The following is a 15,065-nucleotide window of genomic DNA, read 5'->3' as shown; positions in this document are numbered from 1 at the left end:
CTAGTTATTTTTATTGTTTTCAATAGTTTCCTTAGGTGGAGTCGCTTCTTTCTTAGCTTTTTCCTCTTCTACAAGCTGCTGTTGTTTCTTTCTTAAAATAGCATCCCACAGCTGACTAAATTTATTGAACTCTTGTTGGAATATAAGAGAAATACCACTTACGATTGTTTGTCCATCAATTACATTTTCAAACTCACTACGACGAAAACCTTTAAGACGGTATTGACCATCCTCGGTAAGCTCATATTCAAGACTCACATTACCTATAAGCGGATTACTCTCGCCAGAAGCACTCTGTCCCGCTACGTCTACACTACTACCTACGCGCACTGTAAGTTTATCTTTAAAAAACTTACGCTGTGCTGCAATATCTAGCTGGGTACGCTCTTGTGGTGTGGTTCCTTGATAATCTGTAAAACTATCTAATCCGAAGTCAAGTTGGAATCCTGTTTTACCCAAAAGCTTATCTGAAAAAATGTTGAGCTGATCAGATAGAGCATCATTCAAGTTATCTCTAGCAATACTTGCGAAGCCACCGCGACTTCCATCAGAATTAGAATCTGGATAAAATCTATTTAACACCAGTAATGAGAATACTTGACGATTAAGCTCTCCTTCTTGTTGGTTTACTTGCTGCACACGACTATACACTTGACCACCTATGGCACCTTGTTCATCTTCTGGTAAATCAAGAGCAAAATTAATTTTTGGACTCAGCAATTCGCCATCTATATTTAAATACACTAAGAATGGTAGCTGCTGTCTGTACTTGCTAGCCTGAGCGGGATCTGCTCCCGCATTTGCGCTTGCCATTAAAGGTGATGCAGAAGCCTGCACTTCATATACCGCACGTACATCCAGTTTTGCATCAAATGGATCACCAGACCAGCTTACTCTACTACCGGGATCTAATTTAAATGTGCGGTTGACTAAATTGTATAGATTCATTTCATACTGACCGCCAGTTACATCGTACACACCCGTAAGTGTCATTCTACCATTAGGTTGCAATGTGAAGTTAAAATCGCCCTCTCCTTGTATTCTAAGGTTATCGCCCGTTTCTTTATCAATGAGTACGGTTACTTGCGCTTCTTTATTTACCTTAAAAAGTCCTTTAAAATCAAAACCTGTAATTGTTCCAGTTTCCTCTTCTGTTCTTGTAAGTATAGCATCTGGGTTTTCACGATTTACAAAAACAACAATTCCGTCACTAGATTCTATATTAGCCGCAGCTGTAGGCATCACATAAGTAACATCTGTAGCACCACCCACGGTTGCATCAAGTGTGACTATTGGAATTTGTAAATCTCCTTTAATACTAGCTTTTGCATCAAAAACAGCCGTGCCGTAAATAAAGTCATTATCTTCTGGCTTAGCATTCAATGCCTGAAAATCTTTTGCGTTGATTGTTAAATCAAATGTTGGATTAATAAAACTCTCCGTACCAATGAGCCCAGAAACTACAAGTGTGTTTTGTTTCTCATCTAGTACTGTAAAATCAGACATCGAGATTCCGTCGTTATCTAAGGAGATTGTTTCGTTCTTTAAAGAAAAAGGAGCATTGAGCTTTGACACTACAAACCCTGCATTCTTAAATCTTAAAAACCCTTGATATTCTAAACTTGATAGTGCTCCATTTAATTTGAAATTACCTTCTAGACTTCCTGAACCATCTTTAAGCTCTCCAAGAGAAAAACCATCTATAGCTTCCATTTTAATCTCGTTAATATCGAGATCCATGTTAATCAATGCACCATCTACATCTGCAACATAATCACCAGTCAAATCAAGATCAACACTTCCGCCCTGAACGCCCAAGTTAAAATCATAACGGTCTCCATTGAGTGACCTGCCAGTAAGCTCTGCTGTACCTAAATTTTCTCCTAACAAACCTAGCTTTTCTACATATAGATCTGCCAAGAAACCTAAATCTCCAAATGGCTCCTCCAATACCAAATCACCATTAAGATTTCCTGTGGCTAGTTGCTCATTTGGATTTAAGTAAGCTAAGAATTCGCTAATCTTAAAATTCCTAAAGTCTATTGCAATATGATCTTTCTCAATGGTAGGCAACTTATCCGTAATCTCCACCGATTGTAATTTTCGCTTTAAGCGAAAATCTCTAAAAGACAATTTTTTATCAGTGATGATGACCTCGTTAGTAACAGGTATTCCCCATTGCTTTTTATTAAAAATCAAACTATCTCTCAATACATGGAAACGGAGATTCTCTCTACTTCCTGTAATTTCTGATTGGACTTGTATAAGTTTATCCCCTCCAGCATAAGCAAGAAAGTCTAAAGCTAGCTCGTTATTTGTTTGATTACCGCTTATCTCTGTACGTTGAATAGCAAGTGGTCCAGCTTTAATTCCTTTAAAGCCTAGATTGAAATTAAAGTCATCCTTATTTGTATTCATTACAAAAGCAAGACTATCAATCTCGTTACCTCCATAATTAATATGTGGTGCTTTAATAGAAGCATTTAAGACACGTTTCGCTTGTGCAAAGTCTAAATCTATGGATACCGTATCAAGATCTTTCATGTTTACTAAAAACACTTCATTAAGTAAAGGAGACTGTCTGATTTTTCCTTTAAGAATAAGATTTACAGGATTTACGAGAGTATCTGCAACAGCTACATCTCTATAAAAATAGCTGTAAATATGATCCTGAAGTGCTGTAGCTATACGCGCTGGATCTGCATTTGATTTTAAATCAAGATTTATGATCTTGTTATCAAAAGTAACAGAAGTACTATCTGGACGAACCCTCGCAGTACCACCTAAGTTACCTATAAGATATGAGCGATCATCATAAACGACAATACCATCATCCATTATGGCTGCTACATCGTAGCTTGTTGCATTGCCTTTAAAATTTCCTTTTAGTTTAAAACCTGTGCGCACATCTCTTTGCATGAGGCCAAGTGCTTGCAGGTCTGCTCCTTTTATGTCCAGATCTATAGACGCTTCAGGAGCTATAGAGTCTAACACTACTAAACCATCTAAAGTCATATTAAGATTTTCATCTTTATAAGTAGAATTAAATGCTCCTTTGCCATTTGTGACTTGACCTTTAAAGTTAAGATCCTTAATAGCATATTTATTATATTGAAAACTATTTACGGTAGCATCTAGACTAGCATCAAGTGTATTTACGGTGCTTCCAGATCCACTAGTTTTAACCGATAATGTGAGTGCTCCTAATTGGTCATTGCCCAATAATTCTCCCATCGCATATTCCTGCACAGCTACATCTGCTTCAAATGCAATGTTGTTACCATTTTTAAATCTACCAACTATGGTTGCTGTACCTTGGTTTGTAGTCAATGCTGCCTTTGCAGTTATATCTTCTATACTACCTTTTGCATTACCAACTAGTTTAAACTTCTCAGGTAAATTAATTGAAAGTGAATCTGTACTTACAAACTTAGAAATATCCCGCTTGGTGGTTTGTGCTTGTATCTTTGGTAAGTTCATGTGGAACTTATCTACATCGTTTAGATTACTAAGAGAACCACTTGCCGAAATCGCTGATTCTTTACCCCAATTCATACGTAATGATGGAACATCAAGTGAAGCCAACGATCCTGATGCATTTACAGATCCAGTTATTAATTGCTTGCTTAATGCGCCTGCATATTGATTGTTTGATAAGTCTTTCTGGAATCGATAAGCATCCTTAACATTAAATTTAACGCTTGGTATTGAAACATTAAGAGTTACCTTTTCAGGTTGTGATGTTAGTGATTCAAATGAAGGATAATTCATTGATATATTGCCATCTATAGCACTATTATTTAACTGAAGCTTCAAATTATCTATAGTCAGATTTTGCTCTGACACAAGGAAATTAGTTGCTAGAGATTTTAAGTCAATACCACTAAATTCATATCCTGAAAGATGAGCGATAGTACTACCCGCTTTAAAATCTTTTAAAAATGTATTTTTTGCGTCAAAGGCGATATCTTCAAGAATAACAGCATTGGGATTAAATATCCCTTTAGAAGGAGTTGCACCATCTACTGTATAATCAACATCTGTATTTTTTATTAGCGCTTCGTTTATTTGAATATTATAAGCTGGAAAAATGGAACTAGCTACCGCCTCATTATTTGTTGGAGATGCGATAGTTGTCATATGAATACCCAATTTGCTATCTGCAATATTGATTGTATTTACATCAATGGTAAACGTATTAAAATCTGCTTTTGGGATTTCTGTATATAATTCTTTGAAATCGAAGTCAAAATCAATTCCTGCTTCTGTGCCTGTATAATTACCGCTAACGTTGTTAAGTGTTAACTCTTCGAAAGCTAGAAATGGCAACGGAATTTCTTCTGCATTCGGATCTGAAGGTACAGGGACTTGGTAAATATCAAAGCGTCCATTTGTTATCAACCCGCTAGTAGCTGTAAATTTCATTGCTTCGAGGTCTACTACATCCATCTCTACTTCTAGTACATCAAAAACGTAACTACTGGTAATTCCTGTCACACCATCGTTATAAGTGATGTCAAAATCTTTTAAGGAAATATCTCCTATAATTATATCAAGCGGCTTTGTCGCAGTGGTATCTATCTCTGCAGTTGAAGAGCTAGCAAATGCTTCTGCAATAAAGTCAAAGTTAAATCCAGAGATACTATCATTTCTTATGATGTTTGCTCGAACTCCTTCCCATTGTGCATCCTCGATTCCTATTCCAGAACCCTGTATTATAGGAATAAATGGGATGTTTGCCTCTAGTGATCTACTATAAACAAGTGTATCACCTTGCTTGTCTTCAATATAAAGCCCCTCTACTGCTATATCGCCGTCAAAGGTGACAAACACCCTATCTAGTTCAACTTTAGTATTTGTCTTTTCAGATAAATAGGTAACTGCTTTAGAAACTATGATATTCTGCCCCCACTCAGTGCGTATAAATAGAACAAGTAAAAATAATATGAGAAGTATGGTCAATAAGATTCGACCAATAATGCGGAGCCATCGATATTTTCTCTTAGGCTTTTTTTGGATAGACTGTTGTTCTTCAGACAATGAAAATAGAGGATTTGATAAGCGTTAACAAATTAACGCCGATAATCGTTTTTAACATAATTTGACGACGTAATCTTCTGTTAAATAGTATCAACCTACTATTAAAATTTTAACATTGTAATAGGTCACGCTTTCGCGAAAGCGTAATAAGAACATATACGAACTTCCATAGGAGTTATTTAGCTTTCCTCACAAAAGGGAACATTTAAAAAGTTAGTCAGCCATTAAAACGCTATCTATAATATATAAAGAGCCGTTTGAAGCACTCATATCTGCAGATAGTATTCTAGCAGTATGGCCACTTTCATCATTGAGAATGATGTTTGTTTTGTCTAATGTCGCATGGATGCTAGCTCCATTTTGAGTAGTCAACTCTAATGAACCGCCACTTTTTACGATTTCTGATTCTAGTTTTTCTGCTGTCCACTTATTTTGAATTACGTGGTACTTAAGTGCTTTTTTTGCCTCAACCTTATTATAATCGCTAGATTTCTTATCTAAGACACTTAAGTTTTTATTATCAAACGCCTTGTTATTTGGGGCAAATATGGTAAAAGATCCTTGGTTTACTAAACATTCATCTAATTCTAGTTCCTTAATTTGTAATTCAAATTCAGAAAGCTCCTCAGTATCGTTAATTTTAGAAACTAGGCCATGCACCTTATTATCTTCTCTGATTATCTGTTCCTTTAAGGCTTTTTCTGATAATTTCTTCTGCACAATCTCGCGTTGCGCTTCCTCGCGTATTTGTTGACCTCGCTGTTTATTATCACAAGATGATAGCGTAACGAATGCAGCAATGCACCCTCCTAACAGTATCGTTTTGTCTAAAAACATAGTAAATATTTTTTTTTACAAATATCACAAGGACACAAAAGAATGTCCGCTAAGTAATCGTTAAAAATGAATCACAAGACGTTAAAAACATAAAAAGCGAGCCATTATAGCTCGCTTTTTACAACTTTTTAATAAATGTTCTCACAATTATAATGTAGCCATATCAATTACAAATCGATATTTTACGTCGTTATTCTGTACACGCTCATAAGCTTCATTAATGTTTTTCATATCAATCATTTCGATATCACTTACAATATTGTGCTTACCACAGAAATCTAACATTTCTTGAGTCTCTTTAATTCCTCCTATAAGAGAACCTGCAACACTTTTACGTCCCATAATAAGATTTCCACCATGTACATCTGGTAAAGGTTCTATCGCTCCTACCATACACATAGTTCCATCTACGCCAAGTAAGGCTAAATATGGATTGATGTCGTGACTTACAGGAACTGTGTTTAATATAAAATCAAAAGTTCCATGTTGCTCTTTCATCGCATCTTCATCCTTAGAGATCAGCACGCTATCTGCGCCTAGGCGTTTTGCGTCATCTGCCTTTCCTTTTGAAGTAGTGATCATTACTGTCTCTGCTCCCATTGCATGAGAAAACTTAATTCCCATATGACCAAGTCCACCTAGACCTACAATTCCTACTTTCATTCCTTCCTTGATACCCCAATGGTGCAACGGTGAGAATGTTGTAATACCTGCACATAATAATGGTGCTACGGCTTTAATATCTAAGTTACTTGGTATGTTAAGTACGAAGTTTTGATCCACAGTTACTTCTTGAGAATACCCACCAAAGGTATGGCCGTCGGTATGCTTATCTTTACTATTGTAAGTCCACGTAGCACCTTCTTTACAGAATTGCTCAAGATCACTTTTACATGATGAACATTCTTGACAAGAGTCTACTAAGCATCCTACTCCTACAACGTCTCCTTTTTTAAATCCAGTTACGTCAGATCCTACTTCTACTACTTCTCCTACAATTTCATGACCTGGAACTACAGGATACATCGCTGGTCCCCAATCACTTCTTACGGTATGTATATCACTGTGACAAACACCACAATATGTAATTTTGATTTTTACATCTGTAGGTAGTGTATCACGACGTTTTATAGTCATTTCTTTTAAATCGGCTTCTTTATCTTGAGCGCCATACGCTTTTACTTCTGTCATATTTGGTTATTTAGTTTATTGTTAATTGGTAGTTTTCGCGAAAGCGTAACTATTCTTCTTTTTTTTTAAAATGTTGAAATCTTCTGAAACCTATTCCTGTTTTTAATTGGTGCGCTTCATTATAATATGCGTCTGCATATACTCTAGTAAAATTTGCTCCAAAAAATAAAATTAAGCTGCTATAAGAAACCCAGAGCATGATGAGGATTATAGACCCTGCTGCTCCATAAGTAGAACCAGGCTCCATAGTATTGAAGTAGTATGCCATAGCAACTTCTCCTAAAATAAATAATATGGTTGTAAGACCGGCGCCTACTCGTACTGCTTTCCAACGCACATAAACACTAGGTAAAAACTTAAACAGTGCTGCAAATAGCGTGTAAATAACTATAAGCGAGATCGCTATATCAATTATAAATATAAATTCTATTAAAGAAGCTGGTAAAAATTCTGCAAGTCTATTTGAAAATGCACTAAGTAATGACGTGGCTATAAAACTGATAAGAAGTAAAAATCCTATAATTAAAATAAACCCGAAGCCCTTTGCCCTACTTTTTATAATATTAAAAATACCTTCTTGCTCATTGAGATTAACTCCCCATATGGTGTCTAGCGCCTGCTGTAGTTGAAAAAACACACCCGTTGCACCGTATAATAATACTAATATACCCACAGTAGCCGTAAAGAAACCTGTTTCTTCATCTCCTCGATCTACCATCATGAGTCGTATAGATTCGGCAGTTTCCTGTCCTAATACTTTAGTAATTTCGGCGAGTAACTCACCTTGAACGATATCTCTACCCCAGACTGCACCTACAATATTTAAAATAATAACAACAAGTGCAGGCAATGATAAGATGGCATAATAGGCAACGATAGCACTTAACTTGAATGGGTCTGATGCCATCCACTTTTTATAAGTATCAACCATAAGGCGAGGCACATCCTTAATTTTAAAAGAACGCCTACCTTGGTCTGCTGTCATATAATTATCTGTTTCTTCCATAAAAAAACCCTTTTGCAAGGGTTTAAATGTTATGCGTTATCTTTTTGCTCTTCGAGCGTTGGGTAATCAATGTAACCTTCTTTTCCAGGAGTGTAAAAAGTATCCGGATTAGGATCATTGAGAGAAGCATTTTCTTTAAAACGTTTTACTAAATCTGGGTTTGCTATAAAATTACGTCCAAAAGCGACTAAATCTCCTTTCTTATCAATCAGATCTTGATTTGCTTTGGCAGCATCATACCCACCACTAAGAATAAGTAAACCACTAAAACGGTCACGTATATTTTTCTTAATATCTGCTGGTAATCCAGGTGCTCCCATTGATTCATGGTTAACGAGGTGGATATAAACTGGTGCAATCTCTTCTAATTTTGCAGATAGGTAATCAAATGTCTCTTTCTGGCTATCAAAAGGTCCTAAATCATTCATTGCCCCATTAGGAGATAGACGTATTCCTACCCTTTCTTTACCTAATGCTGCAACAACTCGCTGTGTAACCTCAAGTGTAAAGCGACATCTATTTTCTACAGAACCACCGTAATTATCATCTCTCTTATTTGTTCCAGTATTTAAAAACTGATCAAGAAGATAACCATTTGCACTATGAACTTCTACTCCGTCAAAACCAGCTTCAATAGCATTTTTTGCTGCCGTAACATACTCTTCAATGGTATGTTCTATATCTTCAACGCTCATCGCTGTAGGTTCTGGAATAGGTAACTCACCTTTTCCATCTACATACATCTTAGTTTCTTCTGGTCTAATTGCAGACGGCGCAAATACTACTGCATCATCAGACATGTTATCTGGATGGGATATACGACCAGAGTGCATAAGTTGCATAAATATCTTTCCACCATTTTTGTGTACAGCAGTTGCTACTGGCGTCCATGCCTTTACTTGCTCACGGCTATAAATACCTGGGATACGAGGATATCCCACACCATTAAGTGATGGCGACGTTCCTTCTGTTATAATAAGTCCTGCACCGGCACGCTCACCATAATATTGAATCATTATATCTGTCGGGATGTGCCCCGCAGTAGATCTTGACCTTGTAAGAGGCGCCATTACCACCTTATTTTTTAATTTAAAATGCTCAGTGTTTAATGGGCTTAAAAGTTCTTTATAATTTTCCATGCAATTTTTTTTTACAAAATTAGTCCATGCTTTCGCTCATCGCGGTTAATGCGTTGTTAAAACAATGTTTTTATTATCATAAGGTTTTCACTTTCGTGAAAAATTAAATTGATAACCAACAATCTTTTTGATGCAAGTAAGTGAAGTTGTACTTTTATATCTCAAAACGAGTCAAAATCGTACTCACTTCATTAGAAAAGAAAAAATGTATGGCTACTAAAGACATGATTCTCAAAAAACTTCAAATCTTAATTACTCAAGAGTTTGACAGTCCAGAGCAGGCTTTTGCTTTTTTTGACGAAGATGGCAATGGTACTTTATCAAAAGATGAAATCAAAGAACTTTTGAAAAAAGCAGAGATAAGTGGTTTTATAAGGTCTATAGTTGCCTCTGCCTTGATAGACGGATACAGTAAGGATGGTAATGATAGCGTGAGCTGGGAAGAGTTTAAAAAGGCACTTGACGAAATCAAACACTAATATCTTACCAATAGGATTCACTTTTTCTAAATAGCATTCATAATATTTTCCATTTTTTAGGAATTATTCCTAATATTTCAAAATAAAGAGTAACTTTGTAACTCATTTATGAATGAGACAGAGCCTACATATCATTGTGTTATAGACGTAGAAACTACGGGAAAAGGAATTAATGGCAATCGCATAACAGAAATATGTGCGGTACGCCTCAAAGATGGTGAAGTAGTAGATAAATTTACTTCACTAGTAAATCCTGAACAATACATTCCGCCATTTATTACTAATCTTACGGGTATAGATGACGCTATGGTGGCAGATGCACCATTGTTTAATGAAATCGCAGATCGAATTATTGAGATATCCTCAGGAGCCATATTTGTAGCACATAACGTCACTTTTGATTTTAACGTGTTGCGTAGCGAGTTTAAGCGACTCGGTCATTCATTTACTAGAAAAAAACTGTGTACGGTGAGGCTTTCGCGAAAGCTTATACCTAGTCTCTTCTGTTATTCTTTAGGTAATCTTTGTGCCTCTATAGGAATTCCTCTTAATAATCGCCACAGAGCCGAAGGGGATACAGATGCTACTGTAATTCTTTTTAAACGATTACTCACCCTTGATGAGCATAGTAAAGTTATGAGCTCCTTTCTCAACGTGCGCTCTAAAGAAGCTACACTACCACCGCACTTGCCGTCACGCATTATACAAGAGTTACCTGAAACTGCTGGCATTTACTTATTTAAAGATCGTGCAGGTAAAGTGATTTACGTAGGTAAAGCTATTAATATTAAAAAGAGAGTCCTCTCCCATTTTTACGATAAGAAGAACAAAGAATATTTACTAGGTCAAGAAACCTATCAAATAGATTATGAAGTTACTGGAAATGAGCTTTGCGCATTATTACTAGAATCTGAATATATCCAGCAATATTTCCCAAAGTTCAATAGAGCTCAAAAAATACCCACAAGCACCTACTCTATTATATCGTATGAGAATAGAAAAGGTATCATACAACTCGCGGTAGCCAAGACAAAATATAGACATACAGCAACTCAAAAAGTATTTACTAGAGCCAAAGCTACAGAGCGACTCATGGAGCTTTGTGAGATGTATGAGTTATGCCCACGTTTTTGCGGTTTACAGGCAACCTTTAATGAGTGCTCACATTATAGTTTAAAAAATTGTAAAGGTATCTGTAGTGATAACGAATCTGTAACTGATTATAATCTACGCGTTCGTGAAGCGTTACAATCCTTTGATGCAGAAAATGAGAGTTATATTATAAAAGAAGATGGTCGTACAGATGATGAAACAGCCTTTATATACATAGATAAAGGCGTTTATAAAGGTTTTGGCTTTGTACCTGAGACAGAGCAAGTGAGTCATTTTGATGAAGTAGCCTCACATTTATTACCTAAAAAAAGTACGTATCATACAGACATTATATTGAGAAGTTATTTACGTAGACATAAAAATCCGCTTATTGTATCACTTGCTATTTCTGCTTAATTATGGACACAGCCTTAGATTTTAAAACTTATTACCTTGAACTACCTGAACTATTAGTAAGTCATTATCCTGATCTTAATTTTCTAAATCACTGCTATCTACGTATTGCGCTAGATAATGTTATAGGTACAAAGTGGGATACTCAGATTGCTAAGCCAGCATACAAGCATCTTACTACAGATCAAAGAAAACTAGTCATATCTTATCTCTCATCTTATGTGAAGGACAAGAACTTACTTTTATCACATAATATGATTTCACTAGCATATAGAGGAAAATTAGTGTAAACAGATACTTTTTCCTATCTAAAGAAAAAGGCTTGCTTCTCTTACTAAGGAAAGTATAATTGGTAATTTTGCACCGTTAATCACTTTATATACTAATTTGATATAAGGTGACTAAAAAACTGCCGTGATAACATATTATCAGGGCGTTACTAATTATCCAGCTATGCATCCAAATAATAAAAATATAGGTCCTTATCTTTTTAAACAGCTTAGAAAAGCAAATAAAGAGCTTGCTCCTTATGTTCTAGAAACAGACCGAGGAATTCAAACAATAGATTTTACAAATCCTAAAGCGGTTTTAGAACTCAATCGTGCTATTTTATTAAGCGATTATTCTCTAAACTGGTATGAAATCCCTGAAGGATATTTGTGTCCAGCAATCCCAGGACGCGTAGATTATCTGCACTATCTCAATGATTTTATGGGCAAAGAAGACGCGCACGGACTTGATATAGGAACTGGTGCAAACTTTGTATACCCACTGCTAGCAGGTTCTGTTTTTAATTGGAAAATGAAAGGAGTTGATATCGATGCAAAGGCTATTAGAAATGCAAATGCTATATTAGAAAAAAACACACACCTCAAGGGATTCTTAACAGCTACCTATCAACAAGATCGTGCTAATATTTTTACAGGAGCGATTTTACCTGGGGAGCATTACGATTTTACAATGTGTAACCCTCCTTTTTACAGTTCTGAGAAGGATGCTTTTAAAGCAACTAAGGAGAAATCAAAAGGGCTTAAACTCAAAGAAGTTGAACGTAACTTTGCAGGACAATCTAATGAGCTTTGGTGTAATGGTGGAGAAGCACTATTTATTAAGCGCATGGTAAAGGAAAGTGTAAACTTTAAATCACAAGTGGATTGGTTTACAACGTTAGTTTCAAAAAGTGAGCACCTTCCTAAAATCAAAAAGCAACTTGAGAAGCTTAATGCAGAGCATAGAACGGTAGATATGTCTCAGGGTAATAAGAAATCAAGATTTCTAGCTTGGAGATTTAAAGAGTAGTACAAAACATCACTCATTTTAATAATCAACTTTATTTATTTTACTCTTCTTTTAATTAGATATGAGCCATACTCACTTCAAATTATTCAAACCTTATGGTTTTATTAGTCAGCTGCTTAGTAATGATGAGCGACAGGCCAGAAAGAAGAAGTTTTTGAGCGAGCTACATGATTTTCCTGAGGGTACAATGGCTATAGGCCGTCTTGACGAGAAATCTGAGGGGTTACTACTCATGACAACAGATGGTAAACTGTCTGATACTATCAATCGATCAGGTATTGAAAAAGAGTACTATGTGCAAGTAGATGGTATGATTACTGACGACGCCATTGACCAAATGGCCGCTGGAGTTGAGATTGGTTTTGATGGCAAGAAATACCTAACAAAGTCATGCAAAGTGAGAAGACTTACAGAAGCTCCTAAACTTCCGGAACGTTCTAAAAAAATAAGAGATGCTCGTCATGGGCCTACACCGTGGATAGCTGTTACTATTACAGAAGGAAAATTTAGACAAGTACGTAAGATGACGAGTGCTGTAGGTTTCCCTACACTGAGACTTGTAAGAATAAGAATAGGCTCACAAACCCTAATGGGTCTGGAGCCTAGACAAGTTATTGAGGTAAAGGAGTTACTTTAAGCAACTTTACTCACGCGTACTGCGTTCATTCCTTTTTGTCCTCTTTCTATTTCGTAAGACACTTTATTGCCTTCTTTAAGTTCACCATCGCGCACTTCAGAAATGTGTACAAAGTACTTTTCTGGAGTATCGGCATCTTTGATAAATCCAAAACCTTTTGAAGAGTCAAAGAATTCTACAAAACCTGTTCTAATTGGATCTGGCTCATCGCCTTCAACTTTCTTAGGAATCCCTAAAACAATATCCTCTACATCTACCTCTTCCTTTAAAGCTGGATCTGGTGGAGTATCTACTAATTGTCCTAAGTGGTTTACGTATACAAACTCGTTTGCTTTCTCTCCGCTTTCTTTTCGCGCTGCTTTTTTCTTGCGCTTGTCTTCGGCTTTCTTAAGCCTTTTCTTTTCTCGTTCTTTTTTACCAAAGGTTTCTTGTGGTCTAGCCATTAACTCTTTTCTCGTATTAAATGAAGTCGTTACAAGAATATCTCGTAACGCTCACGTTTACGCAGTTTAAAATACTATTAAGTCTGTAAAAGATTTTTGAACTGTGTAACCTACCTTTTGATAAGGTATTCGTGAATATTTGTAAAGATACAAAAAATAATGTGATTTTTTAGCTTTCGCGAAAGCGTAATTATGTACACAACCCACTATGACTTGTATTTAACACCATTTGTTATCCTTTTCTTATCAATGGGTTAAAGCTCATTTTATTACTATGATATCTCCTTAACTTTATAAAAAACAAAAGATATGAAAGCACAAGCAAATACCAACAACAAGTTAAAGGAAGATCAAAAGGATACATCATACAACTCTGATATTACGAGTGAAGACCTTAAAGTGTTAGGACAAGATATTGAAAATAATATTCGTCAAGATGGTGGAGATGATGTAGCATTAACAAACAGAGTAGAAAAAGTTGATTTTTCTGGAAAAGACCTAGATGTTCCGGGACGTAGTGCGGCTAGTAAGAAGACTACAAACCGAATTAAAGACGAGGAAAACATGTTATACAGTCAAGGTGGAGAATCAAAAGAGAATCTTGAAGAGCAAAGTGATCAGTATATAAAGTAACCATTTACAATAAATGATAAAAAGCGACCAAACGGTCGCTTTTTATTTATATGGAAGTTAACTTTACAATTAGTATAACTTTATTAAATGACAATAGCACATACAGTACTTATAGGGTTAATAGGCTTTTCATTCCTTTATTACGGTGTGAGTTGTTTGTCTTCCAACTTTATGACCGCCGAATTTGAGCGTTTTGGACTATCTAAACTACAACGAAAAATTACTGGTGTCGCACAAATTATTGGTGGACTAGGAGTCTTAATAGGATACTTCTACAAGCCGTTACAAATTGCAGCCTTGATGGGGATTTCACTACTAATGTTATTAGGATGGGGTGTTCGCCTTAAGATAAAAGATACCTTTATAGCCGCTTTACCATCCTTTGTATTCTTTGTGCTCAATGCTTATCTAGCTTATTATCTGATTTTCCTTAGATAAGAACAATCAATACTGAAAGTGCTAAAAACAGAAATGCAGGAAAAGACTTTTTCAAGGCATCCCCTACTTTCAAGTGCATTGCAATTGCTCCTACCATCATCACCGCAATACCTAAAGCACTATAAAATTCTAAAACTGGTACAAAAATAGAAACTATAAGCCCTACAGCAAGTAAACACTTAATGGTTCCTACTGCTTTCATTGCTGTTTCTGATAATCCATAATGAGCAAATTCTTCTTTCAAGGAATTTGCATTTCCTCCTCTCCAAGGTGAAGATTGTCCTTTACGTAATAGCCATACATTGAGAATGCTTAAGCCAACGATACATTTTAAAACAATCGATAAATATTCCATGTGTTTTTTTTATTTAAAATTAAGATTTTAAGATATGTATTGAGTGAATTTTACTTAAAATA

General features: G+C 35.9%; 14 protein-coding genes. 7 read left to right on the top strand and 7 right to left on the bottom strand.

What is annotated here, in order from left to right:
* The 5 genes from DCS32_RS13765 to DCS32_RS13745 all read right to left on the bottom strand — a co-directional run bounded on the left by DCS32_RS13765 (position 1) and on the right by DCS32_RS13745 (position 9,213).
* Complete coding sequence (locus tag DCS32_RS13765; RefSeq protein WP_108878803.1) at positions 1-5,040, bottom strand: translocation/assembly module TamB; 5,040 nt, start codon at positions 5,038-5,040, stop codon at positions 1-3.
* 213 nt (positions 5,041-5,253) lie between these two features.
* Positions 5,254-5,877 (bottom strand): fasciclin domain-containing protein, encoded by a 624-nt coding sequence (locus DCS32_RS13760; RefSeq protein WP_108878802.1) that lies wholly within the window; start codon positions 5,875-5,877, stop codon positions 5,254-5,256.
* Positions 5,878-6,024: 147 nt separating this feature from the next.
* A complete protein-coding gene (locus DCS32_RS13755; protein ID WP_108878801.1) occupies positions 6,025-7,068 on the bottom strand; it encodes an NAD(P)-dependent alcohol dehydrogenase in 1,044 nt (347 codons plus the stop codon).
* A gap of 49 nt (positions 7,069-7,117) precedes the next feature.
* Entirely contained in the window at positions 7,118-8,074 is a 957-nt protein-coding gene (locus DCS32_RS13750; protein ID WP_108878800.1) for a YihY/virulence factor BrkB family protein, read from the bottom strand.
* 29 nt (positions 8,075-8,103) lie between these two features.
* Complete coding sequence (locus DCS32_RS13745; RefSeq protein ID WP_108878799.1) at positions 8,104-9,213, bottom strand: alkene reductase; 1,110 nt, start codon at positions 9,211-9,213, stop codon at positions 8,104-8,106.
* 209 nt (positions 9,214-9,422) lie between these two features.
* Here DCS32_RS13745 and DCS32_RS13740 point away from each other — a divergent pair, with 209 nt between their 5' ends.
* The 5 genes from DCS32_RS13740 to DCS32_RS13720 all read left to right on the top strand — a co-directional run bounded on the left by DCS32_RS13740 (position 9,423) and on the right by DCS32_RS13720 (position 13,134).
* On the top strand, positions 9,423-9,692 hold the full coding sequence (locus DCS32_RS13740) for an EF-hand domain-containing protein (protein ID WP_108878798.1): 270 nt from the start codon (positions 9,423-9,425) through the stop codon (positions 9,690-9,692).
* 108 nt (positions 9,693-9,800) lie between these two features.
* Positions 9,801-11,201, top strand: coding sequence for an exonuclease domain-containing protein (locus tag DCS32_RS13735; RefSeq protein WP_108878797.1), 1,401 nt, complete (start codon positions 9,801-9,803; stop codon positions 11,199-11,201).
* Positions 11,202-11,203: 2 nt separating this feature from the next.
* Positions 11,204-11,488, top strand: coding sequence for an acetyltransferase (locus DCS32_RS13730; protein ID WP_108878796.1), 285 nt, complete (start codon positions 11,204-11,206; stop codon positions 11,486-11,488).
* A 124-nt stretch (positions 11,489-11,612) separates the two neighbouring features.
* Complete coding sequence (gene rlmF / locus DCS32_RS13725; protein ID WP_317047373.1) at positions 11,613-12,497, top strand: 23S rRNA (adenine(1618)-N(6))-methyltransferase RlmF; 885 nt, start codon at positions 11,613-11,615, stop codon at positions 12,495-12,497.
* A 61-nt stretch (positions 12,498-12,558) separates the two neighbouring features.
* Positions 12,559-13,134, top strand: a complete 576-nt coding sequence (locus tag DCS32_RS13720; RefSeq protein WP_108878795.1) for a pseudouridine synthase — start codon at positions 12,559-12,561, stop codon at positions 13,132-13,134.
* Here DCS32_RS13720 and DCS32_RS13715 read toward each other — a convergent pair.
* On the bottom strand, positions 13,131-13,577 hold the full coding sequence (locus tag DCS32_RS13715; protein WP_013752200.1) for a cold-shock protein: 447 nt from the start codon (positions 13,575-13,577) through the stop codon (positions 13,131-13,133). The genes DCS32_RS13720 and DCS32_RS13715 overlap by 4 nt on opposite strands.
* 309 nt (positions 13,578-13,886) lie before the next feature.
* Here DCS32_RS13715 and DCS32_RS13710 point away from each other — a divergent pair, with 309 nt between their 5' ends.
* Entirely contained in the window at positions 13,887-14,210 is a 324-nt protein-coding gene (locus DCS32_RS13710; protein ID WP_108878794.1) for a hypothetical protein, read from the top strand.
* Positions 14,211-14,297: 87 nt separating this feature from the next.
* A complete protein-coding gene (locus DCS32_RS13705) occupies positions 14,298-14,648 on the top strand; it encodes a DoxX family protein (RefSeq protein WP_108878793.1) in 351 nt (116 codons plus the stop codon).
* Here the strand turns inward: DCS32_RS13705 and DCS32_RS13700 are convergent.
* Entirely contained in the window at positions 14,641-15,003 is a 363-nt protein-coding gene (locus tag DCS32_RS13700) for a DoxX family protein (RefSeq protein WP_108878792.1), read from the bottom strand. The genes DCS32_RS13705 and DCS32_RS13700 overlap by 8 nt on opposite strands.
* Positions 15,004-15,065 lie beyond the last annotated feature (62 nt).

Source organism: Dokdonia sp. Dokd-P16, assembly GCF_003095655.1.
Lineage (GTDB): Bacteria > Bacteroidota > Bacteroidia > Flavobacteriales > Flavobacteriaceae > Dokdonia.
Note: the sequence above shows the minus strand (reverse complement) of the source record. Positions and strands in the feature narration are given on the sequence as shown.

What these genes read in the sequence shown, in the direction of transcription:
- DCS32_RS13760 (WP_108878802.1), bottom strand. Translation starts at nt 5,877, where the DNA reads ATGTTTTTAGACAAAACGATACTGTTAGGAGGGTGCATTGCTGCATTC.
- DCS32_RS13755 (WP_108878801.1), bottom strand. Translation starts at nt 7,068, where the DNA reads ATGACAGAAGTAAAAGCGTATGGCGCTCAAGATAAAGAAGCCGATTTA.
- DCS32_RS13750 (WP_108878800.1), bottom strand. Translation starts at nt 8,074, where the DNA reads ATGGAAGAAACAGATAATTATATGACAGCAGACCAAGGTAGGCGTTCT.
- DCS32_RS13745 (WP_108878799.1), bottom strand. Translation starts at nt 9,213, where the DNA reads ATGGAAAATTATAAAGAACTTTTAAGCCCATTAAACACTGAGCATTTT.
- DCS32_RS13740 (WP_108878798.1), top strand. Translation starts at nt 9,423, where the DNA reads ATGGCTACTAAAGACATGATTCTCAAAAAACTTCAAATCTTAATTACT.
- DCS32_RS13735 (WP_108878797.1), top strand. Translation starts at nt 9,801, where the DNA reads ATGAATGAGACAGAGCCTACATATCATTGTGTTATAGACGTAGAAACT.
- DCS32_RS13730 (WP_108878796.1), top strand. Translation starts at nt 11,204, where the DNA reads ATGGACACAGCCTTAGATTTTAAAACTTATTACCTTGAACTACCTGAA.
- DCS32_RS13720 (WP_108878795.1), top strand. Translation starts at nt 12,559, where the DNA reads ATGAGCCATACTCACTTCAAATTATTCAAACCTTATGGTTTTATTAGT.
- DCS32_RS13715 (WP_013752200.1), bottom strand. Translation starts at nt 13,577, where the DNA reads ATGGCTAGACCACAAGAAACCTTTGGTAAAAAAGAACGAGAAAAGAAA.
- DCS32_RS13710 (WP_108878794.1), top strand. Translation starts at nt 13,887, where the DNA reads ATGAAAGCACAAGCAAATACCAACAACAAGTTAAAGGAAGATCAAAAG.
- DCS32_RS13705 (WP_108878793.1), top strand. Translation starts at nt 14,298, where the DNA reads ATGACAATAGCACATACAGTACTTATAGGGTTAATAGGCTTTTCATTC.
- DCS32_RS13700 (WP_108878792.1), bottom strand. Translation starts at nt 15,003, where the DNA reads ATGGAATATTTATCGATTGTTTTAAAATGTATCGTTGGCTTAAGCATT.